Source organism: Anaerostipes sp. PC18, from assembly GCF_039789045.1.
Lineage (GTDB): Bacteria > Bacillota > Clostridia > Lachnospirales > Lachnospiraceae > Anaerostipes > Anaerostipes hominis.
The window spans coordinates 1846876-1867696 of record NZ_CP121164.1; the positions used below are offsets into that span (position 1 = coordinate 1846876).

26 protein-coding genes and 1 pseudogene are annotated in these 20821 nt (G+C 37.9%); 8 read left to right on the forward strand and 19 right to left on the reverse strand.

The annotated features are described in order from the left end of the window. Positions 1-4: 4 nt before the first annotated feature. From P8F77_RS10030 to P8F77_RS10045, 4 genes are read right to left on the reverse strand one after another with little or no spacing between them, the layout of a single operon-like run. Positions 5-622 carry an MBL fold metallo-hydrolase gene (locus P8F77_RS10030; RefSeq protein ID WP_347256056.1) on the reverse strand — a complete coding sequence of 206 codons (618 nt, stop codon included), beginning with the start codon at positions 620-622 and terminating at the stop codon, positions 5-7. Positions 623-644: 22 nt separating this feature from the next. After that, positions 645-896, reverse strand: coding sequence for a hypothetical protein (locus P8F77_RS10035; protein ID WP_024727477.1), 252 nt, complete (start codon positions 894-896; stop codon positions 645-647). Between the two features lie 2 nt (positions 897-898). Then, entirely contained in the window at positions 899-1618 is a 720-nt protein-coding gene (locus tag P8F77_RS10040; RefSeq protein WP_024727476.1) for a MaoC family dehydratase, read from the reverse strand. A gap of 10 nt (positions 1619-1628) precedes the next feature. Next, positions 1629-1907, reverse strand: a complete 279-nt coding sequence (locus P8F77_RS10045) for a NifU family protein (RefSeq protein WP_024727475.1) — start codon at positions 1905-1907, stop codon at positions 1629-1631. Between the two features lie 316 nt (positions 1908-2223). On the opposite strand from P8F77_RS10045, the gene P8F77_RS10050 reads away from it, so the two are divergent. The 4 genes from P8F77_RS10050 to P8F77_RS10065 all read left to right on the forward strand — a co-directional run bounded on the left by P8F77_RS10050 (position 2224) and on the right by P8F77_RS10065 (position 5735). Next, positions 2224-3675: a 4-hydroxyphenylacetate 3-hydroxylase family protein gene (locus tag P8F77_RS10050; RefSeq protein WP_024727474.1), complete on the forward strand. Its 1452-nt coding sequence runs from the start codon at positions 2224-2226 to the stop codon at positions 3673-3675. Between the two features lie 19 nt (positions 3676-3694). Continuing rightward, positions 3695-4999, forward strand: coding sequence for an acetyl-CoA hydrolase/transferase C-terminal domain-containing protein (locus P8F77_RS10055; RefSeq protein WP_024727473.1), 1305 nt, complete (start codon positions 3695-3697; stop codon positions 4997-4999). Between the two features lie 94 nt (positions 5000-5093). After that, the gene (locus P8F77_RS10060; RefSeq protein ID WP_330625703.1) at positions 5094-5471 is read left to right on the forward strand and encodes a transposase; all 378 of its coding nucleotides are present in this window, start codon (positions 5094-5096) and stop codon (positions 5469-5471) included. A gap of 183 nt (positions 5472-5654) precedes the next feature. Then, entirely contained in the window at positions 5655-5735 is an 81-nt protein-coding gene (locus tag P8F77_RS10065) for a hypothetical protein (protein ID WP_347256444.1), read from the forward strand. A gap of 197 nt (positions 5736-5932) precedes the next feature. Here P8F77_RS10065 and P8F77_RS10070 read toward each other — a convergent pair whose 3' ends face one another. The 4 genes from P8F77_RS10070 to P8F77_RS10085 all read right to left on the reverse strand — a co-directional run bounded on the left by P8F77_RS10070 (position 5933) and on the right by P8F77_RS10085 (position 8782). Further along, entirely contained in the window at positions 5933-6097 is a 165-nt protein-coding gene (locus P8F77_RS10070; RefSeq protein WP_347256057.1) for a hypothetical protein, read from the reverse strand. Between the two features lie 141 nt (positions 6098-6238). After that, positions 6239-6592 carry a hypothetical protein gene (locus P8F77_RS10075; RefSeq protein ID WP_347256058.1) on the reverse strand — a complete coding sequence of 118 codons (354 nt, stop codon included), beginning with the start codon at positions 6590-6592 and terminating at the stop codon, positions 6239-6241. Between the two features lie 165 nt (positions 6593-6757). Then, the gene (locus P8F77_RS10080; protein ID WP_347256059.1) at positions 6758-7999 is read right to left on the reverse strand and encodes an IS256 family transposase; all 1242 of its coding nucleotides are present in this window, start codon (positions 7997-7999) and stop codon (positions 6758-6760) included. A gap of 264 nt (positions 8000-8263) precedes the next feature. After that, positions 8264-8782 carry an STM3941 family protein gene (locus P8F77_RS10085; protein WP_347256060.1) on the reverse strand — a complete coding sequence of 173 codons (519 nt, stop codon included), beginning with the start codon at positions 8780-8782 and terminating at the stop codon, positions 8264-8266. A gap of 737 nt (positions 8783-9519) precedes the next feature. On the opposite strand from P8F77_RS10085, the gene P8F77_RS10090 reads away from it, so the two are divergent. Continuing rightward, complete coding sequence (locus P8F77_RS10090; protein ID WP_143266103.1) at positions 9520-9759, forward strand: hypothetical protein; 240 nt, start codon at positions 9520-9522, stop codon at positions 9757-9759. Positions 9760-10793: 1034 nt separating this feature from the next. Here P8F77_RS10090 and P8F77_RS10095 read toward each other — a convergent pair. From P8F77_RS10095 to P8F77_RS10105, 3 genes are all read right to left on the reverse strand, one after another. Next, positions 10794-11039 (reverse strand): DUF6718 family protein, encoded by a 246-nt coding sequence (locus P8F77_RS10095; protein ID WP_148460410.1) that lies wholly within the window; start codon positions 11037-11039, stop codon positions 10794-10796. Continuing rightward, positions 11029-11625, reverse strand: coding sequence for a hypothetical protein (locus tag P8F77_RS10100; RefSeq protein WP_024727457.1), 597 nt, complete (start codon positions 11623-11625; stop codon positions 11029-11031). The genes P8F77_RS10095 and P8F77_RS10100 overlap by 11 nt, the downstream gene beginning before the upstream one ends. Positions 11626-11709: 84 nt before the next feature. Next, complete coding sequence (locus P8F77_RS10105) at positions 11710-11964, reverse strand: hypothetical protein (protein ID WP_034549329.1); 255 nt, start codon at positions 11962-11964, stop codon at positions 11710-11712. Positions 11965-12053: 89 nt separating this feature from the next. On the opposite strand from P8F77_RS10105, the gene P8F77_RS10110 reads away from it, so the two are divergent. From P8F77_RS10110 to P8F77_RS10120, 3 genes and pseudogenes are all read left to right on the forward strand, one after another. Next, positions 12054-12275 (forward strand): hypothetical protein, encoded by a 222-nt coding sequence (locus P8F77_RS10110; RefSeq protein WP_347256061.1) that lies wholly within the window; start codon positions 12054-12056, stop codon positions 12273-12275. 416 nt (positions 12276-12691) lie between these two features. Continuing rightward, positions 12692-13024 carry a transposase gene (locus P8F77_RS10115; RefSeq protein ID WP_055159092.1) on the forward strand — a complete coding sequence of 111 codons (333 nt, stop codon included), beginning with the start codon at positions 12692-12694 and terminating at the stop codon, positions 13022-13024. Then, positions 13021-13787 (forward strand): annotated as a pseudogene (locus tag P8F77_RS10120) (IS3 family transposase). The gene P8F77_RS10115 and the pseudogene P8F77_RS10120 overlap by 4 nt, the downstream one beginning before the upstream one ends. A gap of 259 nt (positions 13788-14046) precedes the next feature. Here P8F77_RS10120 and P8F77_RS10125 read toward each other — a convergent pair. The 8 genes from P8F77_RS10125 to P8F77_RS10160 form a co-directional block, all read right to left on the reverse strand. Further along, complete coding sequence (locus P8F77_RS10125) at positions 14047-14829, reverse strand: zinc ribbon domain-containing protein (RefSeq protein WP_095142930.1); 783 nt, start codon at positions 14827-14829, stop codon at positions 14047-14049. A 580-nt stretch (positions 14830-15409) separates the two neighbouring features. Beyond that, on the reverse strand, positions 15410-16336 hold the full coding sequence (locus P8F77_RS10130) for an N-acetylmuramoyl-L-alanine amidase (RefSeq protein WP_347256062.1): 927 nt from the start codon (positions 16334-16336) through the stop codon (positions 15410-15412). A 1-nt stretch (position 16337) separates the two neighbouring features. Beyond that, a complete protein-coding gene (locus tag P8F77_RS10135) occupies positions 16338-16547 on the reverse strand; it encodes a holin (protein WP_347256063.1) in 210 nt (69 codons plus the stop codon). 1 nt (position 16548) lies between these two features. Continuing rightward, positions 16549-16839: a hypothetical protein gene (locus P8F77_RS10140; protein ID WP_347256064.1), complete on the reverse strand. Its 291-nt coding sequence runs from the start codon at positions 16837-16839 to the stop codon at positions 16549-16551. Continuing rightward, positions 16832-17248: a hypothetical protein gene (locus P8F77_RS10145; protein ID WP_347256065.1), complete on the reverse strand. Its 417-nt coding sequence runs from the start codon at positions 17246-17248 to the stop codon at positions 16832-16834. The genes P8F77_RS10140 and P8F77_RS10145 overlap by 8 nt, the downstream gene beginning before the upstream one ends. Beyond that, entirely contained in the window at positions 17249-17488 is a 240-nt protein-coding gene (locus tag P8F77_RS10150; RefSeq protein WP_347256066.1) for a hypothetical protein, read from the reverse strand. Between the two features lie 37 nt (positions 17489-17525). Continuing rightward, a complete protein-coding gene (locus tag P8F77_RS10155; protein WP_347256067.1) occupies positions 17526-19685 on the reverse strand; it encodes a tail fiber domain-containing protein in 2160 nt (719 codons plus the stop codon). A 65-nt stretch (positions 19686-19750) separates the two neighbouring features. Continuing rightward, on the reverse strand, positions 19751-20818 hold the full coding sequence (locus tag P8F77_RS10160) for a hypothetical protein (protein WP_347256068.1): 1068 nt from the start codon (positions 20816-20818) through the stop codon (positions 19751-19753). Positions 20819-20821 lie beyond the last annotated feature (3 nt).

The following is a 20821-nucleotide window of genomic DNA, read 5'->3' on the forward strand; positions in this document are numbered from 1 at the left end:
ATTTTCACCTCTTTTCTTTTTTTAAGATATAATCTGTTCCGTGTCCGGGATAAATATGAATTCCATCTTCTAACGCCTCGATCCAAGGCTTTGCATAAGTTTCATATGCCTCTTCATTTCCTCCTGGCAATCTGGTTATGTCTTCTTCCCCCATAATCAAATAATCTCCTGAAAATAAAATCGTTTCATCCATTCTTATACAACAGCTTCCCATGGTATGTCCTGGTACAAGTTCCATTTGAATCATATGCCCTTTCCAATGAAACTCATATTCTTGATCAAACGTAAGATTTGCAGGATTACATAAAATCGATGAATAAACATACTTTTTGTCACCTCCATACTTGAAGTGTAAATAAGTACCCATCATACCACTCATATTTTTGATTCGGTTTCCAAGATTCTCACTACATACAGCGGTTGCGATGACCAATGCTTCCGGGTATCCTCTACGCACCCCATTTAATCCTTGTATATGGTCACAATGTTCATGAGTCAATAAAATATAATCTATGTTCCATTGATGTTCTCTTATGATTTTTAGGATTCGTTCATGGTCATTTGGATCAATGATCAGAACACTTCCATTATCTTCCATCAGATAACAATTACTCTGTGTCAAACGATCTTCTAAGACAAATAGTCTAGGCATCCTCTTTCTCAATTTCAACCCCATACTTTTTTAAAATTTCTTTTCCTTTTTCGTAAGAACTAAAGGCTAACATATCTGGTGTATCTAGCATAATATCAAACTTCTCCTCCAGTTCTCCTACCAAATTCATATGTCCCATGGAGTCCCATTCCGGAACTCCTCGATAACGAAGTTCCTTTAATTCTTCTCCTTCTTTTTTTAAAATTACTTGAAATACTTTGTTGTATTTTTCTAAGTTTGTCATTTTCATTCTCCTTTTTCTTTTACCTGAAATAAATGTTTCATCATCATTTGTTTTGCTTTCATTTCGGTGATAATCTCACCATTTTGATTGGTGCATACTCCATGGAATGTTCCAATATAAAATACACGTTCCTCCTGATAGGAATGAAATGTGATCTTTGCTGTAATGTTATCTCCAAGGTACACTGGTTTTTGAAATTGGCTAGATTCCTCCATCAAGATCGTTCCATCTCCAGGAAGCTTCATTCCCATAACAGACGAAAGAAGACTTGATGAAAACATCCCATGAGCAACTGGTTTTTGAAACCACTGTCTAGACGCAAATTCTGTATCCATATGCATCTTATTATAGTCACCTGTTAAACTTGCAAATGCTTCTACCACCTCTTTGGTCACTTTCTTTTCCATGGCTGCTTCATCTCCAACGGTAAGAGCCTTTCGTTCCTGCTTTCCTCTGGATCTTTGATCCTTTTTAATCTGTTTCACTGCCTTTTGAAAATCTATAGGACTTTCTAGTAATAAGATTTTCTTTCGCACTAACAATTCTTGCGTGGCTATACATCTTCTTGAACACCCGCAAATGACCAACCAATAATCACATACTTGATCTGAACTTCCACAAACCCAAGTCACATCTGGAAACTTTCCTTTGAGTGCAGTTAATTCTCGTCCACGATCATATCTTGGATTACAGCCACCACAAAACTTGACCCCAATTTCCATAATAAGCTCCTTATCTTCCGTGACTTAGGATCTTCTTTGCCATATCGATCAAATCTTGACTTACCTGATTGACTAAGACAACATCCTTGATCTCTGGAATCCGACTTTTCATTGCTTCTGCAATTAATTCTTCTGTCGTTAGTGTAGCAGATGGACATCCAGAACATTGTCCTAGCAATCTGACTTTTAAGACTCCATCTGTAACATCTACAACTTCTACATTTCCTTCATGAGATAATAATTGTGGTCTTACGTCCTCTTCTAATACCTTTTCTATTTCATGTAACATTTCTGTTTCCTCCTACTATAATTCTTTTCATTTTATTTATTATAGCAAAACTTATGCCATCCTCATTTCGTGTGGATTCAGATACCTTTTAAATTCTATCCTTCTTTCTCGTTGCATTTTTGCAACAAATATTTTCTTGTTGCATTTTTGAATCGTAGATTTGTTGCATTTCTGCATTTATTGCATTCATTTTTCAGAATCTTAACATTTTTTAAGTTGGCACGGCTTTTGCTTTTTATTCAATCATAATTTCAGTACGCTATATGTACTTGGAACATTTGAACTATTCATGATTCAAGAAAGGAAGGATACAATTATGGCTTTAATGACAGGAAATGAATATGTGGAAAGTATGAGGAAGTTAAATCTTCAAGTTTATATGTTTGGAGAGAAAATCGAAAACCCAGTCGATGACCCAATCTTACGTCCATCATTAAATTCAGTCAAAGCAACTTATGACTTAGCAGGAAATCCAGAATACGAAGAGTTAATGACAACAAAATCTCCATATACAGGAGAAATCGTAAACCGTTTTACTCACATTCATGAAAGCACTGCCGACTTAGTAAAGAAAGTTAAGATGCAACGTTTATGCGGACAAAAGACAGCTGCTTGTTTCCAAAGATGTGTAGGAATGGATGCATTTAACGCAGTTTATAGTACGACGTTTGAAACAGATGAAGCTCACGGAACGAACTACCACGAAAACTTCTTAAGCTTCTTAAAGTATGTACAAGAAAAGGATTTAACAGTCGATGGAGCCATGACAGATCCAAAGGGAGATCGTTCTTTAGCACCTCATGCACAAGCTGATCCAGATCTGTATCTTCATGTAGTCGAAAGACGTCCAGATGGAATCGTTGTTCGCGGAGCAAAAGCTCATCAAACTGGTATCATCAACTCCCACGAAGTGATCGTAATGCCTACCATCGCCATGGGGGAAGATGACAAAGATTATGCAGTTTCATTTGCAGTACCAACTGACTCTGAAGGAATCTTCATGATCGTTGGACGTCAATCTTGTGACACAAGAAAACTAGAAGGAAGCCAAATCGACGTTGGTAACTCTCAATTTGGTGGAATGGAAGCTTTGGTCGTATTTGATAACGTATTCGTACCAAATGATAGAATCTTCTTAAATGGAGAATATGAATTTGCTGGAGTATTAGTAGAACGTTTTGCCGGATACCACAGACAATCTTACGGTGGATGTAAAGTAGGTGTTGGTGACGTCTTGATTGGTGCTACTGCTGTTGCTGCAGAATACAACGGAGCTCAAAGAGCCTCTCATGTCAAAGACAAATTAATCGAAATGACTCACTTAAATGAAACTTTATACTGCTGTGGTATTGCCTGTTCAGCAGAAGGTACAAAGACAAAATCAGGAAACTACATGATCGACTTACTATTGGCAAATGTATGCAAGCAAAATGTCACTCGTTTCCCTTATGAAATCGCTCGTCTTGCAGAAGATATTGCTGGTGGATTAATGGTAACTGCACCATCTGAAAAGGACTTAAAAAATCCTAAATTAGGAGGATACATAGACAAATACCTTCGTGGCGTGGAGGATGTTTCTACTGAAAATCGTCTACGTATCTTACGTTTGATCGAAAACTTAACCCTTGGAAGTGCTGCTGTTGGATATCGTACAGAGTCTATGCACGGAGCCGGATCACCTCAGGCACAAAGAATCATGATTGCTCGTCAAGGTAACCTTCCTATGAAGAAAAAACTTGCTAAGACAATTGCAAAAATCGAAGAATAAGATTCTTTAGGAGGAAACGATGGACTGGAAAAAGATTTATGAAGAAAGATCAACTTCAGCTGAAGTTGCTTTAAAAAATATTCCTGATGGCGGACGTGTCGTAACGGGACACGCTGCAGGGGAACCTTCTTATCTTCTTACCGTAATGGCGGAAAATAAAGAATGGTTTCACAACGTAGAGATCTGCCATATGGTTTCACTTGGAAAAAGTGAATATGCACAGGAAGGAATGGAAAAACATTTCCGTCACAATGCTCTGTTTATTGGTGCAAATACCAAAAAGACAGTTGCTGAGGGACGTGGAGATTATACTCCTTGTTTCTTCCATGAAATCCCAAGATTGTTTGAAGAAGAACTTCCAGTAGATGTGGCACTGATTTCTGTCACACCTCCAGATGAAAACGGAAGAGTCAGTCTTGGCGTTTCTATAGACTATACAAAAGGCGCTGCCCAAAATGCTAAAATCGTTATAGCTCAAGTAAACGACCAAATGCCTTTTACTTATGGTGACAGTTTAATGGACGTTTCTGAAATCGACTACTTTGTAGAACATTCAACACCTCTTCCAGAATTAAAGCCAGCAGTGCTATCTGATGTGGAAAAAGCCATCGGAGCTAACTGTGCATCTTTGATCCAGGATGGAGACACACTTCAATTAGGAATCGGAGCAATCCCAGATGCGGTACTTCTTTGCCTAAAAGACAAAAAGGATCTTGGAATTCACTCTGAGATGTTTTCAGATGGTGTGGTTGAATTAGCAGAAGCCGGAGTTATTACAAACGCAAAAAAAGAACTACTTCCTGGAAAAATGGTAGCAAACTTTCTTATGGGAACAAAACGTCTTTATGATTTTGTAGATCACAATGAAAATGTTGCTATGTACCCTGCGGACTTTACCAATGACCCAGTAATCGTTGCAAAAAATGACCATATTATCTGTATCAATTCTAGCGTTCAAGTTGATTTAATGGGACAGGCTTGTTCAGAATCCGTTGGATTGACTCAGATCAGTGGAGTTGGTGGACAAGTAGACTTCGTTCGAGGTGCTTCTATGGCAAAACACGGCATATCGATCCTTGCTATGCCTTCTACTGCAAGAAAAGGAACAATCTCAAAGATTGTTCCGCTACTAGATGAAGGAGCTGCTGTGACAACTTCAAGAAATGATGTTGACTACGTAGTCACAGAATATGGTATCGCTCACTTGAAGGGAAAAACACTTCGAGCAAGAGCAAAAGCATTGATTGAGATTGCACATCCTGACTTTAGAGATGATTTGATCAAAGTTTATGAAGAACGATTTCACTCATTAACACCACTATAATTGCTTTTATAATCAACAAACGAGAGTATCACATAGTTTTTGTAAACCTCCAAACTGATGTAAGATAAGATTAGTCAGTTTGGAGGTTTTATTTATGGCAGGGGAGAATGACAGCCCACAAAAAGCAGCAATGAGGGAAATGATGCATGATTATTTGAAGTTAAATGATATCAGCATCGAAACCGGCACGGATGTTAACTCCGTCATGCGTGACATGATGTCAGTGCTTCTGGAAGGTGCACTGGATAAGGAACTTAACAAAGAATTCGGTTATTCAAAATATGATCACCGGAATAAGGATACTGACAACAGCCATAACGGACATTCACAAAAGACCGAGCATACCAGCTATGGTGATATTCATGTAGGTGAAAATGAAAGTGCAAAACTTTGGTTATCTTTTAGGATTAGTCTTAAGAACCGGGGCGTTGATGGACTTACCGGCTTTCCGCAGGCGATAGAAGCTGTTTAATCAAAGACAGAGATACAACAGTATATTATTCATGAGATTCGGAATTCCACAAAATTTGTATCATACAAGGATATCAAGAAACTGATAGCAGATCTGAAAGGTGTATATGCTGCACCAACCGAAGAAATTGCCTAAAACGAACTGGAGCTGTTCAAGGACAAATGGGACGCTAAATACCCTAAAATCTATAAATCCTGGCACGATAACTGGGCAGCGCTTTTGACTTATTTCAAATACCCGGAAGCAGTCAGACGGCTGATATAACAACCAATGCCATTGAAGGCTTCAACCGGCAGCTTCGGAAAGTGACAAAAATTTTGTAAATCCATATGAAAATTCATGATTTCATTCCAGCCAATCATTCCTTTAAATCCGCTATTAGTTGAATAGCTATAGAAGCCATCTGAATTTAATACAAACCATGGTCTTTTCGCACAATTTTTATAATTCAATAAAAGGAATTATAAAAAAGCACCAAAAAGTATAATGCATAGCCAGCCTACAATAATTAGTCCATCTGGATTTCCTGTTAAAAAACGACCTGATCCAGTGATATGATATTCCGCCAATTCCTCTCTGCTTTGCCCCAAAATAAAAAGGCCTCCTCCGACATTTTTATTATCCATCTTTCTCACCTCATTTGTCATTATAAGAAACCCAGCATAAAAACACAATCAACGCTCCGTAGAGTTTACGACAAAACTCATTTGCAACGAAAAAAATCCGGTACAACCGGATTTTAAATGGCAGCCTGCCATATTTCTGTCTTAATATCTTTTCTTAGCCACATAGCGGTCGACTGCAAAGCAGATCATTGACAATATGACCAGCGAAATAACATTGACCGCATCGCTGATCATATCTGACGTATAATCTTTCAAGAAATAGGATGTCAAATGATTAATTGTCAGGCTCACAGCAATGGCCAACAAAAATAAACCTCCGAACGCACTCCACAATCTGTGTTTTAATTTATAAAACAGAAAGTACATACACCAAATTCCTGCTAAAGAGACTCCTGAAACAGCAGAACCTAATGTATACACCATAGGAAGATTTAAAATCTGCCCTAAAACAAACAGATAAATGAATATCGTAACGCTGAGTACATAAAGTGTCATCTTTATACAGCCCTGTTTCGCCTTTAATAAAGGCAAGAAAAGCAGCCAGCTGAATACGAGGGAGGCAGTGACAACCAAAGACCATGTCAGCCTTCCTGTAATATAGAAATCACAAATAAAACAGATAAAAACCGGTAAATCCGCCCGTTTTAGGCCGTCTTTGAATTACTCTGGAAGTCGTCCCTCGTACATGATGCTTAACTCCCCATATACCTGTGCCCAGTTGCGCATCGTTACCGTCCATTTCTTTGTAGCCTCAAATGTCGCTAAATACAGCGCTTTCAACAGCGCCGTATCACTTGGGAATACGCTTCTCTGGCGGTTCAGCTTCCGATAGGTGGAATTCAGTGATTCTATGGCATTGGTTGTGTATATCACCTTCCTGACGGTTGCTGAAAACTTGAAGATGGGAGAAACAGCATCCCAGTTGTCCTTCCAGCGTTTCATCGAATTCGGATATTTGGGTGTCCATTTCTCTGTCACACGTTCAAGGGCTGCAAGGGCCTTCTTTTCATCCGATGCCTGGTAGATCGTCTTTAAATCTGCTGCAAACGCCTTCCTGTCTTTATCTGGAACATATTTTAAGGTATTCCTCACCTGGTGGACAATGCATCTCTGATATTCTGTTTTGGGGAATGCAGCAGCAATGGCCTCCTTTATGCCTGTAAGACCATCCGCACAGATGATAAGGATGTCCTTTACGCCCCGGTTTTTCAGCTCATTCAAAACAGACAGCCAGTATTTTGAGCTTTCATTCTCTCCAACATGAATCGTAAGTACCTCTTTCTTCCCTTCCGCATTGATCCCAAGAATGACATAGGCGGCAAGTTTACGGATCATTCCATTGTCACGGACAGAATAGTGGATGGCGTCAATATATAGGATTGGATAGACCTCATCCAGTGGCCGGTTTTGCCAATCTTCAATCTGGGGCAGGATCTTGTCTGTGACATCAGAGATAAATCCTTCCGAGGTTTCAAAGCCATAGATCTCCTCCATGGTTTCTGATATCTGCCGGGTCGTCATCCCTTTTGCATACATGGAAATGATCTTTTGGTCAATATCAGAAATATCTTTCTGCCGTTTTTTCACCACTTGTGGTTCGAAAGTAGATTTCCGATCTTGTGGCACAGGGATCTGCATAGAACCATAACTGCTATTTACCTGTTTTGGTTTGTATCCATTCCGGTAATTCTCATTGTCGGAGCGTTCTGATTTTGCATATCCCAGATGATCATCCAGTTCCGCTTCCATCATTTCCTTGATGGTTCCGCCAAGGAGATCTTTCAGGGCATCTTGAATATCTTCCGCTGTTTGGATATGGTATTCCTCCAGGAGCTGATGGATGATGTTGCGTTTCCCTTCCGTCATTTGTACTTTGTGTACTGGTTTCTTTTCTCTTGCCATAATAAAAGGCCCTCCTATGATTTTTATTTTATCATAGAAGAACCTTCTAAGTTCTATTTTACAGAAAAAGTTTCACACACTCTGGTATGATGTTCATAAGAATGATCTATAGTGATTTCTTTATTGCCTCCTTTTCTATAAGAAATGATCTTCTATAAGCTGGATTCTAAAATCAGCTTATAGAAGCAGATTAGGCCTTTAGTCAATTCCCTATATTATTTAAAAATCTATTATCTGTTTTTATAGAGACACATTAAGATTGTATCAAGTTTTCTTTTTATACTCTTGTTGAAATGTAGATATAACATCCATAATTTCTTCATCACTCATATCTACCATACCCAATGATAAGCATGTTGACTTTAAATCTCTTTTTTTAATCGAGTGGTTATCGAACAATCCATATTTTCTTGAAGCTTCGTATACCTCTTTTTTAGTTTTAAAATCAATGATTAAGTATCTTGCACCTTGCACATATGTAAGATATAAATTTGTAATCTCATTCCAACAAATCTTTCCTATAAAACCATTACTACGAAAATAACTCTCTATACCTTCTGCATCTAATTTAATAATGGGTTTGGTCGTTTGCTTTTTGTAACCATATAAATATAATATCAGTATCAGCATAGATACAATAAGAAGAATCCATCCAACCAATCTTAAACCGAGAGGATTTCCAGTAAGGAATCGACCCGGCCCTTTAATGTGATATTCCGCTAACTCTTCATTGCTGTTACTTAATATAAAAAATCCGCCCAACACAAATGCTAAAGTTATCAAAATAGAACTCTTATACTTTTTTTATTGTTGTAAATGAGATAGATTTTGTGACTGGTTTTAGGCTCTAAAGATGTACCACACCATTCACAATATAAGGCACCCTCAACACTCCCTCTCCCACATTTCGGACAAATCTCTTTATTTTTCAAATGGGTGCCACACCACTCACAATACAAAGCATCTTCTACACTTTCTTTCCCGCACTTCGGACAAATCAATTTTTCTCCCTCCGAATTCTTTTTTGTCGTAATTATATTATAACATATGATTTGGATATAGAAAAAGGCTGGATATGGATGATAGTAATTTTTAATAACTTCCTTTCTCTTTTGGTTCAGACCAATGTTTTTAAGCCATTCCTTAGATCCTTGCCTTCTTAATTCTTAGTATGTCGAAAAGAGATTTTCTTTCGTAACCCTAAAAATCTATTTTAACTATGGGATGCAGATAGACGCCATTTCCTCTGCGGCATATAATAATTTAAAGAAAAATCATTAGGAGTGAGAACTATGCAGAAATTTTGAGAAAATGGAATTGAATTTTGTTGGAATGATAATGAAGGAGATCTGATAAACATCTTCTTTTTAGTTCTTTTGGATATTGGCATTCTGTGTATCATCAGAAATGTTCATCTTAGTTCTTTTGGATTATTTTTTTCCATTTTTTGTTTTCTGTTCTTCGGCATAGGCGCCCTACAATTAATCTATTATTGCAGAAGAAAAATACCACAACTTTATATGAACGAAAAAGAAATCAGCGTACGAGGTAATGATATATCTTGGGATTGGATCACAGAAGTTAAAAAGAATGATGTATCTGGGCCACGTTCATTTAAGCCAAGGTATCAGATTTTAATCCATTATTACGCACCAGGGAAAAAGCGAAAAAGGGTTGCCGGTCTTTTACCTGATCCGGAAGAATTACAAGAATTAATGGATTTTATAGAGGCGTATTGGAATTATTATCGGATTCAATAACTTTGCTAAAAAAACTTTGTGATCTGTAATCTATAAATAAACAAAAGAGGACAAACCCTCATTTTCAGGATAATAGTAAGAGGAGTGTATGACCGGATTCGGTCACATACTCTTTTGAACAAATTTATACGCTTTTAACTATACACCATACACTATTCTTAGTCTTCTACACAATTTTAACTTAATTGTTATACTTTCCTTAAATTACGACTTAATTATACCATCATTATCCCATGATTTGAAGCCATTTAACTCATCGCTTTCAGCTTCTTCCAAAAGGGATCTTACGAAAAAATCCATAAAAATCACAGTTTTTATCATGCTAAGTATGAAGGAGGAAAAAGCCGACAACGATTTTTATCTTTTACGGTGAATAATACTGCCGGATGCCTAAATATGAATTGGTTACCTAAGCGATAGCGACCTTTATAGGAAAGGTTCCCATCCAATCATATATAGCTGTCGAGGAAACACCCCAGAGCAGTTTCTAGGCTTGTCATTCTTCGTTCGTTTTCTTTGTATTATATATTTATTTTAAGTCCTTCATACATAATTCTTAAATAACTCCTATTTTTCCATACTATTTATATTAAAAATACTTTCATAATGAATTAAGGAACACTGTGATATACCATAGTTCTTCTTTTTTGATCCAAAATGCTTTTCCTATTATATAGGATACAGTAAGTGTCTGCTTAACCCAAGTGTAACATATAAGTAACATACGAAAGTGATTTTGCAGTTTTTATACAGTTCCTTCCATATTGTTTGTATAAAAAAAGAAATGACCTAAAAACCACGGTTTTAAGCCATTTCTTGATATATTTTTGAACTTTTAACTAGAACTTACCTTCTTTGGCGCTCTCCTCAATCGAAGCTTACAATCCGCATAAACAGGAGGGGTTGCGTCGTTTTTGTAACCTATATGTCACCTATACATTCCTATTGAAAGCAAATGATAGCAATGGAGAACATTTCTTATTAAGATGCTATTAACGAACTCTAACTCGTACATCTTCATCAATCACTGTCTCTTACGCAGAACGATTCATATTACTAACCATATCGATAAAATCTTTCATATCCGCTACATATTGATAAGGTTCATATTCCGAATAAATATCTGGACTATCAAGGATGACAATCTGAACTCCATCTGCCCGCAAAGCCTCTAAAGTGCCTGGTAAACAACGTGCTTCATTCACGGTTTTACACTTATATGCTAAGCATCCCTGCCTATCAAAGATCTTCGCAACAATATAAATATTTTTATCTCCCATTTATCTCTCCTTCCCAATAATTTAGACGTTCCAAAAAATCTTTTTCACTACTAATTATTTTATCATCATATTCCTTATAAAGTATTTTCCCTATTTCAGCATTTTTATATTTATAAACGTATCTATGGCTCCAAATGTTAAATAAATAATCTTTTCCACACCACAACTGAATTTCTATTGGATATGCCAGATTATCTCTTTGGTAATACAAGTGAATGGCACGATAACCATCGTCAATCTTTTTCCCTTTTCTCAAATCTACAACTCTAAAATAATCCGGATAGTCTTCAGGATATTGTTCGAATCTAAGTCTGAATCCAAGAATGTCATTAAAACACTGTTTGAATCCGCCGCCGGTTCTAATCGTTTTTTCATATTTTCGAATGATAGAATCATCACTTTTAAATCTCGAACCGATTAAATTCTCCTGTACCAATACATCAATATAGCTGGCACGATATCTCTCTATATCTTCTAATATTCGCTGTAATGGGGTATTCCGAAGTGAAATTTGTTTTAAACTTCTTCCCAACGTTGATTTATAAGATAATATGTCTAAGGTCTCTTTTGGAATAAATAAGTCCATCCTGTTCACCACCTTTATTCAAATAGTTTATGCGCTATTATATCATAAAGCACAAAAAAAAGAAAAGCGTGCTGCTTCTCTTTTTTAAACGCAGTCATCTCCTCTATAGACATAACCGGTATACTGCCAAAATAAAAATGGAGAAATATAATAGTCATATTGACTGCTTCCTTCCTTAACAAAAGCACTGCCAAATGGCAGCTCTCCTTGCTGCAGCCCCAATCGAACAAACAAAACATCTTTGTGCATGACCTTTGCTGCTAAGGAAACAGGCACATTGCCATGCTCGAAATCCGGTATTTCTACAAAAATCTTTCCATTGTTTAACTTCTGATCCATAACGCCTCATCCTTTCTATTCTCATAAATAGTATGAATAAGAATTATTTTTTGTTATACTACGATCAGAGTATTAAAAAAGGAGATAACATGGAAAAAGACTATTTTAAAGATCGCACCAAGGAATCGACATCCTATCAAGCGATTCATCCCAGAGGTCAAAAGATCAAGGGCGTGGATGCCGCAACGGGAGAAAACCTAGTTGGTCGGGTTGTGTATCTCACAGAAAACGGAAATCGCATCATCACAACAAATGGCAACTTAACCGTTTCTGAGTGGTATAGAATTCATCAAAATAAAAATGTTAGATAGTCTAATAATGACTATCTAACAAAAAATTATGTAGGTAATTTCAGTGTTAAAACTTAGCTAAAATCAAAAATTTTATTTCCAATCATCTTCATATTCTGACAAACGAATATCCCCAATCTTTATTTCAGACCCCATAGTTTGTCTTTTATTACCTTCTATTTACTGGTGAAAGATAACATTTTTGTACTCCTCCCCACTTTCAAAACATAAATTTATAACATCATTCTTTTATTTAATCAGCAAGAATGATCAGATCGTTCCCTCTAAAAAGGCATTAGAGCCGAATGGGACCCTCTTTTCTTTCCACTGCCGGATGATTTATTTTGGCAATCTCATTTTGGTGTGGTATAAAAAAAGTTGACAGTTTATTCTCAAGGATTTCATAATAAAACCAAGAGAATAAGGAGGTATTCAAAGTGGCACGTAAATATGACCATGAATACAAAGTACAGGCAGTAAAACTTGCCAAAGAAATCGGAGGCGCCAAAGCGGCTAAAGAACTGGGAATCCCTGAAGGAACCATCCATACATGGCTGAAAGCCGTAAGAGCTGGCAAGTTGGATATTGGGGAAGGTTCCCATACCCCTGCCAGCGCAATGAGCCTGTCAGAAGAGATTACCATGCTGCGTAAGAGGGTTAAGGAGCAGGATAAAGAAATCCGTCGCCTAAAGGAAGAAAACGAATTTTTGGAGGAGGCCAGCGCTTTTTTCGCCGCCAGCCGTCGGAAGTCAGTAAAAACCAGAGAATGATCTTTTTGGCTTTGAAAACAGAGGACGGCAGGATTACCGGGAAAATTTCATTTTATTGCCGAATGCTTGGTATCAGCCGGCAAGGCTTCTATAAATATCTTGAAACCAAAGATCGTCCCTGGAAGTACCAAGACCTGGCGGATGCCATGAAAGAAATCGCCAGCGAGGATGAATGTAACGATACTTACGGACGGATTCGGATGTATCAGGCACTGTGCCTGAAGCGGCCGGAGGGAGTGTCGATTCCCAGTGAGCGGACCGTATACCGGGTCATGGACCAAATTGGCCTGAGCCATCGCCCCAAGCGAAGACCGAACGGGATCACAAAGGCAGACCGGGAGGCTATGAAATCAGATGATCTGCTGAAACGGGATTTCCATTCAGATGCCCCATTAGAAAAATGTATTACAGATATCACGGAAATCCCGGCGTCCAATGGGAAACTGTATGTATCTGTGATTTTCGACTGCTTTGATCTTAGCGTCCTTGGTCTGGCAATGGAAACAAACATGAAAGCAGATCTGTGTGTCCATACACTGGAAAACGCCCTGACTGCTTATCCTGCACTGGAAGGCGCTATCATCCACAGTGACCGTGGAACACAGTACACCAAAAGCAGATGACTGTAGAGGAATTAAAGGTACTCATTTGGAGATACTTCCTCAGCTACTGGAATAACCGGAGGATATGCTCTGCCAATGGCGGGCTTCCACCTATGATAAAACGCAGGCAGTATTATGAGGATTTGGAACTGGCCGCATAGTCAGTGATATGCTTGAGAAAAATGTGTCAACTAATATTGACAATATCAGAGATTATTCAAATATCACCATCCTCTCGTGAAAAAGCAAAAAGCTTTTTAAATTCTATCTTTGATTATGCCATTCAGCATTTCTATGCAAAACAGAATATAGCCCGCAAATTTTCTATACAACAGCTAAAAAAAGAGATGCCTTATGACATCTCTTTTTTGTAGACGACTGCAAAAAAGCAAAAATTAAAAACTATGAAACGTTTTGAATTTATAAGGAACGATTCTGTATATATAAATTTTTATTTTGATACTCTTCTTGAAATTCATGCATTGTTTCAATAAGTTCTTTATCACTAATGCCTAAAAAATTAATAAAGATTCTTACTGTCTTTTGTTTTTGTTTTTTCTTTGCCTTACGTTCAGCTATAGCATATTTTCTTGTAGACTCATATTTTTCATTTTTCGTTATAAATTCTATGACTAAAAATCTGGAATTATTTTGTAAATCTATATGAAAATTCCTGATTTCATTCCAGCCAATCATTCCTTTAAATCCGCTATTAGTTGAATAGCTATAGAAGCCATCTGAATTTAATACAAACCATGGTCTTTTCGCACAATTTTTATAATTCAATAAAAGGAATAATAAAAAAGCACCAAAAAGTATAATGCATAGCCAGCCTACAATAATTAATCCATCTGGATTTCCTGTTAAAAAACGACCTGGTCCAGTGATATGATATTCCGCCAATTCCTCTCTGCTTTGCCCCAAAATAAAAAGGCCTCCTCCGACACCACATATTGACGCAAAAACTAACCACAAAAATTTACTTTTTGAATTATATATGACGTATTTCTCCATATTTCTGTTTGATGGTATTTCTTTTTGATTTAACTGAGCCCCACACCATTCACAATATAAGGCATTCTTAATACCCTCTCTACCACACTTTGGACAGATTACTGTCTTTTTTTGATTCAACTGAGTTCCGCACCACTCACAATACAAAGCATCCTTTACGCTTTCTTTTCCACACTTCGGACAAATCATACTCTCTCCCTCCGAATCTTTCTCTTTTGTAATTAAATTATAACATAAGGTTCTGCTCCATAAAAAGACTGGACAGAAATGATTCTAGTTCTTTTTGCATTTTCTTTCATCTTAGAACAGTGCTTCGAAGAAGATTACAAGCCATTAAAAACACGCCAAATTTTCTAAACTTTTTAGGTCCCGGTGGGATACACTAAATTTGGGGTGGGATACAAACACCCTCCGGTGGGATACAAATCAAAAAGAAAGAAAACGGTGGGATACAAATTTTGTATCCCACCGAAGGCCTCTTTTTTGCTCCCCGAAACCCACTGTCAAAAAGATTTTCCGTGTAACCGTTCCGTGTAATTTGTAACCTATACGTAACCTACGCACACCAAAAAAGGACCTCTGACAGCCACTTACACCATCAGAGATCCTTATTTTAAGCCATTCCTTAGAACTTACCTTCTTTAGCAGCTTCCTCAATCGAAACCACAAACCGCGTAAATACGTGGTTTTTTAAGCAAAATGTACAAATAATCAATGAATAAACTAATTTTAACTAAACCCATCTACTGCTATATACATAAAATATGCATTAAATATACAATAATTTCTTCCAAGTCTTTTGACCCACGATTCCGTCCGCAGTAAGCTCATGTTTCTTTTGAAACTTCTTTACTTGGGTTTTAGTTTCATTGCCGAATTTGCCATCGCAATTAAGCTTATAGCCATGAAGATTTAACATCTGTTGCATACATTTTGTTATCTCTCCAGACGATCCGTATTTAAGGGTTGGGCATCCCGCCAGAGTATTCTTGCCGGCGACTCCGTCCACTTTCTGATCGCTATATCCCTGTTTGTTGCAGGCCGTTTGAAGATCTTTTATAATTGATTTCTCGTTTGTTTTAGCGGATTCAGTTTTCTTATGAAGGCTTTTCTTTTTTGTTGTCGATTCTCTCTTTTCGTGTGCTTTAGGTTCAGTCCCAGTCAGACCCTTCACGATGGCTGTTGCGCATTTCTTCGCATCCCAATGCTTGTAATCATCTTTGTCGTCGACAAAGCAACACTCTACCAGCAAGGCGGGTGATTTTGTGGTTCTAAGAACTCTAAGTTTTGTGCTAACTTTTACTCCTCGGTTCGTAATGCCAAGTGCTTTTGAAACTTCCTTGCAAATCCGTTCTGCATCACCATAAGCTTCAGAGGAGCTGGAGTACACATAAACCTCTACTCCGCCAGTAGCACCATCCCCTTTTTGATCGTTCCGGCCGCTGTTAAGATGTATTGAAATGTCTCGCTTCACGCTATGCTGATTACATTTTGAAACTATTTTATCCAGACAGCCACCTTTCGTTTCTTTCGTATCACATGTACAGTCATATACAGTATGCCCCTGCTTCTTAAGTAAACTTACTACTTCGTTTTTTACAGCCCTGTCTTCTACTGATTCTTTTAGAAGTCCAACAGCTCCGGAGGCACCTTTTCCCTGCGGACAATGTCCAGCATGTACATTATATTTAGACATATTATTCCTCCTTTTTCGATTTCAACTCTGGTAAGCCTCCGATAGAAGTGCATAATGATACCACTCCGGCCAGTGCCGCCGTTCCGAATATCGTCTTCCAATCCACCGCTGTAATTGTCATTGCCGCCGGGACCATTGCGACAATAGTCTGTGCCATCGTTTTCGCAGCTCTGATTCCAGCAGCTTTCATCCATTTTTTCCAATCTCTCATATCATTTCTCCTTCTTTTCAATAATTTTCAATCTCGTTTCGTGGTTTTCTAATTTAACATCCTGTTCATCGTTCTTGTCCCAAATACGTTTATGGGAATCGTGATTTTTGATAGCGTAAGAATCCATGTCCGATTCATGTTGTAGCACTTTTTCTGACAGCATTTTCATCGTTACAGTCAGTTCAGTCATTGCCTTTGTGTTTTCCTTTGTGTTTTTGGACATTGGATTATAGATTTTTGAAAATAAATCTACCAACACAACGACAGTAAGGACAATGTTCCACTCATTCAAGTCCGTTCTCCTTTCGTTTAAACATAAAATCCATGGCCATATAATCAGCTGCCGTCGGCACATCATAACGACCATTCTCATCACACTTATCCAATTCCGTTACATCTACAGTATGAATATCCACCTCAATCTCTTCGTCCATGAGTTCTTTATATTCTTTGTTGCAGACAGCTTGGTTGTTTTCAGAAAAAACATATTTCCCGTCTTTTACGAGGGCTTTTCCATCGGAATCTTTCTCCGCGTATGATTCACAAATTTTAATTCGCTGTGTATCCAAGTCTTTATACTCAGACTCCAACTCTCTCTCATTTCGCATTATTGCATAACCGACTTTGGCCGGAAATTTCTTTCCGGCGATATTTATCAGCCCTTGTAATCTAATTTGGACTTCTCCCAACTTCATCTTCATTTATCCCATTACCTCCTGATCCTGAATTGAGTATACCTGATCTGTAAAAGTTTCTATGTCCTTTCTGATTTCCGTCTTATTCGCTGCATATAACGCTTTGTCCTGGATCGTCTGTGAAATGTTATCATTTCCGCGGTCTCGAGAAATGTTTGCGTTTAAATAAACAACCTGCTTCTCCGTCTCTCCATCTTTTACTGTTATATTACCGGTAAGAGTGATCGATTTCTTTACGTTTAACATTTGATTGTCCCCTTTTCTTTACATGAAAATAGACAGCTTACACGGCTGCCTGTTTGAGTTGCTTTATTTCCTTTTCTGCCTGCCAGAGTCGGACCTGAAGGTCATTTATAATAGACTCTTGAATATTGATTTGTCCGGCTTGATAAAACATCTCTTTTCGAGTTTTCTGGATCATATATGTGTTTATAGAAATGAAGTTGTTATAGTTTAATGAATATTGTTTTATAATGTCTGGCGGATGACCGTTAAACATTTCATCTAAAAATTCTTTATCTGCTGTATCACAGGAAATCAGATCCAATTCTTCTGGATTTATGTTTGCTTTTATTAATGCTTGCTCTACATCCTGCGCAATAAATCCATTTGTCCTTTTATATTCTTCTGTATTCTTCTCGTAAGCCATCTTATAAGTTTGCGGCTTTAGATTCATAAAGAATTTTTCATAGCGTTCATCAAAATCTGAAAAATCCTTTTTTAGTCTTCGGTCCGAAGTTACCGTAGTACCGGTTGAAGAATTTAGTCTTACCTGAGATCCATAAAGCACCGTTCGTCTATTCGTATTCCCTAACGCTGTAACATTATAATCGCCCGACTTATAGCCCCTCAGTATCCATTCGCTTTCTCCATATTTAATACCGTGTCCTAGGTTAAACATAATATCATAGTTGTTCATTTTTATTCCGTTCGACTGAATATATGCTACACCATTCCCGTTGCAATAAAAAGCATGATATCCATTGGCATAATAATAGTTGTTCCATGCGTTATTATAGTTTCCCATAGATATATAATTGGTGCTTGAGCTATTGCCTGAGTTATTTGGCTTGAAGCGAAATACATTAGCTATTACATCACCGCCTGATCTTATACTTCCGCCAGTCCCGATTTCTCCTTGCACTGTCATACTGTTTTGACAATCTATAGTCCTAGGAAAAAAATATGTAACAAAAAGTTCTTCCATATGAACATATCCATCTGAATCAATTTGTAATATACGATTATTTGATTTATCGGCTATTTTAAATCCTTCGCTTGATATATAGACATCGTAAGTATTTCCAGGACATGTAATATCCTTGGCAACGACTGATCCAGTGTTAGAAACTTTAAATTTATCGGTGATACTCAATCCATCATTTCCGAAATACATCCCAGACACGTTCGCAAAAGAGCTATTTCCCTTCCAAATAGATGTACCTCCAATACTCCACGGTCCGATCGTTCCCGTTGCGGCTGCAATATTACCACTAAAGCTTCCCGTTGCACCTATTAGATTCACACCAGTAATTGTCCCTGTTGCCGTAATATCCTGTGCGAATAAATTTGTAACGTCTATCTCATTGGCAGTGATGGCTCCAGCTACTATACGGTCAGCCGTGATCGTCCTTTCGGTTAATGCTCCGCCATCCACGGTTGATTGAGACAACTGCGGCGTACCATTGGCCTTGTTGATCTCATATACAACCGACTGATCTGACCCGGTAATGATAAGTCTCTCTACACTTAGCGTGCCGGCGGTTATATTATTCGCTAGGATATTAACCCCGGTCAAGTAATTCGTAAAAGTCCCCTCTGCCGCCGTGATATCTGATGTAAATATCCCCTGGCTGACCATCAGGTTTTCCATAAACCCTTGGCGGATTTTAGCAGTATCGACATTAGCTAGATCTATGTTTGCATATTTTGCATCAAGATTTCCGACAATTAGATTTTCTATTTCTGCTCGAACCGCTGTAAAGTTCTCGGCAGTGGCGTTTTCAAAATTTGCCTGTTGTGCTTCTAACGTAATAATTTTCGCAGATTGTGCTTCGATTGAGGATACGGTTATATTTTTAGCAATCAATTCATCGACATATTCTTTGGCAACCCTTAGTTCGCCTTTTACTACTACATCCCCGCTTTCATTTGTCTCCACATAATACAAATCGGTTGCGCTACGTCCGGAGGCTGGACTAGTAATATTGTTTGTGATACTCGCTTTATGATCTTCGATGGATACTAATACTCTATCACCATTTTTGGCATCTGTAGCCATCGACACAGGAGTCAACGCTTCTGAACCATCCAAACGAACATATATACCACTGTTATTTACAACAGCGGTGCCATAAAACGATTTAGCGCTATTCGTAGATTTTGAGGAATCGTTTGTCTCTTGAACAAACTGCGAAATCACTTCGGTTGGTAATACGCTCATGTTGTCTCTCCTTATGCAAAAAAAGCTAAAAGACCGATGAGGGTCTCTTAGCTTTTCTGTATTTATTATTCTTTCCATAGATTAACCGTATACACTGCGGTTGCCGTAATTTTACACCCGCTAACACATTCAATATTCTGTGTTGTAATTCTAGCTTTTATATCTCTTAGATCGGCTCTTTGATAATTCAATCGGACACAATCGCCGATTCTTACCGGGCAATACCCGTGCGAAAAAGACACGGTATGTTCAACGGAACTTAATTTTTTTAATAATTGGGTGGCATATTGGTCAAGGTATACTTGATTTGGAATTCCGGTAATAGACGGGTTCTTTTCTCGATGTACAACCTCCCGTCCTCTGGTTACAGTAGATGTAGGACTTGTTGGGTCATCATTAACAATTTTCGAGTATATTATGTCACCTTTATCTCCTGAATAAACAACTTCGACCACATTTGGTACCCCGTACAAGTCATACCTGTCCTCTATATCTGGATATAGTATAGATGAGTTGTCGTCCCCAAACGTGAACCGTGGCTGAAGTGATGCTGTATCTTGTGCTGGTGCAAATAGGACTCGTCCAATTTCGTCTAACTCGTAATTATAATTTGCATTCGCCATAAGTGACAATAAATAATCCAACCACGTTTCTGTTTCTTCGGCAGTAAAATTATCGTACAATGTTTCATCGGTTTTTGTTGGTCCAATAACCGGTGCTCTCAAATGAGCCGCGGTCAAAGTTGCAACGTTATCCATTACATTTGCGTTTTTCATCACGGTGAAGCCTAATTCCGGATATCCATCTTTCAACTCCAATAAAGGTGAGAATGCATCCATACTTATCGTCCGGATCTTACCATCAAACGATACAGATGGAGTTTGGACAAGAAACGTCCCCAAAGGAAACTTCTCTTTTATTCCATTTTGAATTGTTATGAGATATACTCTAATATAGCATTCTCCAAAAACTTCGGTGGTCTTAAAAGATGCACTTTCAAGCGTATCACTTGACAAATCCCGTTTGATGCTGCATGACAAGATGCTTGATATCCGCCGTTTATCTTTCCAAGTGTTCGGGTCAATTTCATAGAATTCAAAAGTCTGAGACATTGACAATAACCAATCAGCCATATC

Coding starts and splice junctions, on each gene's coding strand:
- P8F77_RS10095 (WP_148460410.1), bottom strand. CDS start 11,039: ATGGGAGATAAAAATATTTATATTGTTGCGAAGATCTTTGATAGGCAG.
- P8F77_RS10045 (WP_024727475.1), bottom strand. CDS start 1,907: ATGTTACATGAAATAGAAAAGGTATTAGAAGAGGACGTAAGACCACAA.
- P8F77_RS10055 (WP_024727473.1), top strand. CDS start 3,695: ATGGACTGGAAAAAGATTTATGAAGAAAGATCAACTTCAGCTGAAGTT.
- P8F77_RS10035 (WP_024727477.1), bottom strand. CDS start 896: ATGACAAACTTAGAAAAATACAACAAAGTATTTCAAGTAATTTTAAAA.
- P8F77_RS10090 (WP_143266103.1), top strand. CDS start 9,520: ATGAACGAAAAAGAAATCAGCGTACGAGGTAATGATATATCTTGGGAT.
- P8F77_RS10100 (WP_024727457.1), bottom strand. CDS start 11,625: ATGGACTTATTTATTCCAAAAGAGACCTTAGACATATTATCTTATAAA.
- P8F77_RS10145 (WP_347256065.1), bottom strand. CDS start 17,248: ATGAAGATGAAGTTGGGAGAAGTCCAAATTAGATTACAAGGGCTGATA.
- P8F77_RS10080 (WP_347256059.1), bottom strand. CDS start 7,999: ATGGCAAGAGAAAAGAAACCAGTACACAAAGTACAAATGACGGAAGGG.
- P8F77_RS10105 (WP_034549329.1), bottom strand. CDS start 11,964: ATGGATCAGAAGTTAAACAATGGAAAGATTTTTGTAGAAATACCGGAT.
- P8F77_RS10040 (WP_024727476.1), bottom strand. CDS start 1,618: ATGGAAATTGGGGTCAAGTTTTGTGGTGGCTGTAATCCAAGATATGAT.
- P8F77_RS10060 (WP_330625703.1), top strand. CDS start 5,094: ATGGCAGGGGAGAATGACAGCCCACAAAAAGCAGCAATGAGGGAAATG.
- P8F77_RS10110 (WP_347256061.1), top strand. CDS start 12,054: ATGGAAAAAGACTATTTTAAAGATCGCACCAAGGAATCGACATCCTAT.
- P8F77_RS10070 (WP_347256057.1), bottom strand. CDS start 6,097: ATGGATAATAAAAATGTCGGAGGAGGCCTTTTTATTTTGGGGCAAAGC.
- P8F77_RS10155 (WP_347256067.1), bottom strand. CDS start 19,685: ATGAGCGTATTACCAACCGAAGTGATTTCGCAGTTTGTTCAAGAGACA.
- P8F77_RS10160 (WP_347256068.1), bottom strand. CDS start 20,818: ATGGCTGATTGGTTATTGTCAATGTCTCAGACTTTTGAATTCTATGAA.
- P8F77_RS10075 (WP_347256058.1), bottom strand. CDS start 6,592: ATGACACTTTATGTACTCAGCGTTACGATATTCATTTATCTGTTTGTT.
- P8F77_RS10135 (WP_347256063.1), bottom strand. CDS start 16,547: ATGAGAGATTGGAAAAAATGGATGAAAGCTGCTGGAATCAGAGCTGCG.
- P8F77_RS10150 (WP_347256066.1), bottom strand. CDS start 17,488: ATGTTAAACGTAAAGAAATCGATCACTCTTACCGGTAATATAACAGTA.
- P8F77_RS10125 (WP_095142930.1), bottom strand. CDS start 14,829: ATGATTTGTCCGAAGTGTGGAAAAGAAAGCGTAAAGGATGCTTTGTAT.
- P8F77_RS10130 (WP_347256062.1), bottom strand. CDS start 16,336: ATGTCTAAATATAATGTACATGCTGGACATTGTCCGCAGGGAAAAGGT.
- P8F77_RS10050 (WP_024727474.1), top strand. CDS start 2,224: ATGGCTTTAATGACAGGAAATGAATATGTGGAAAGTATGAGGAAGTTA.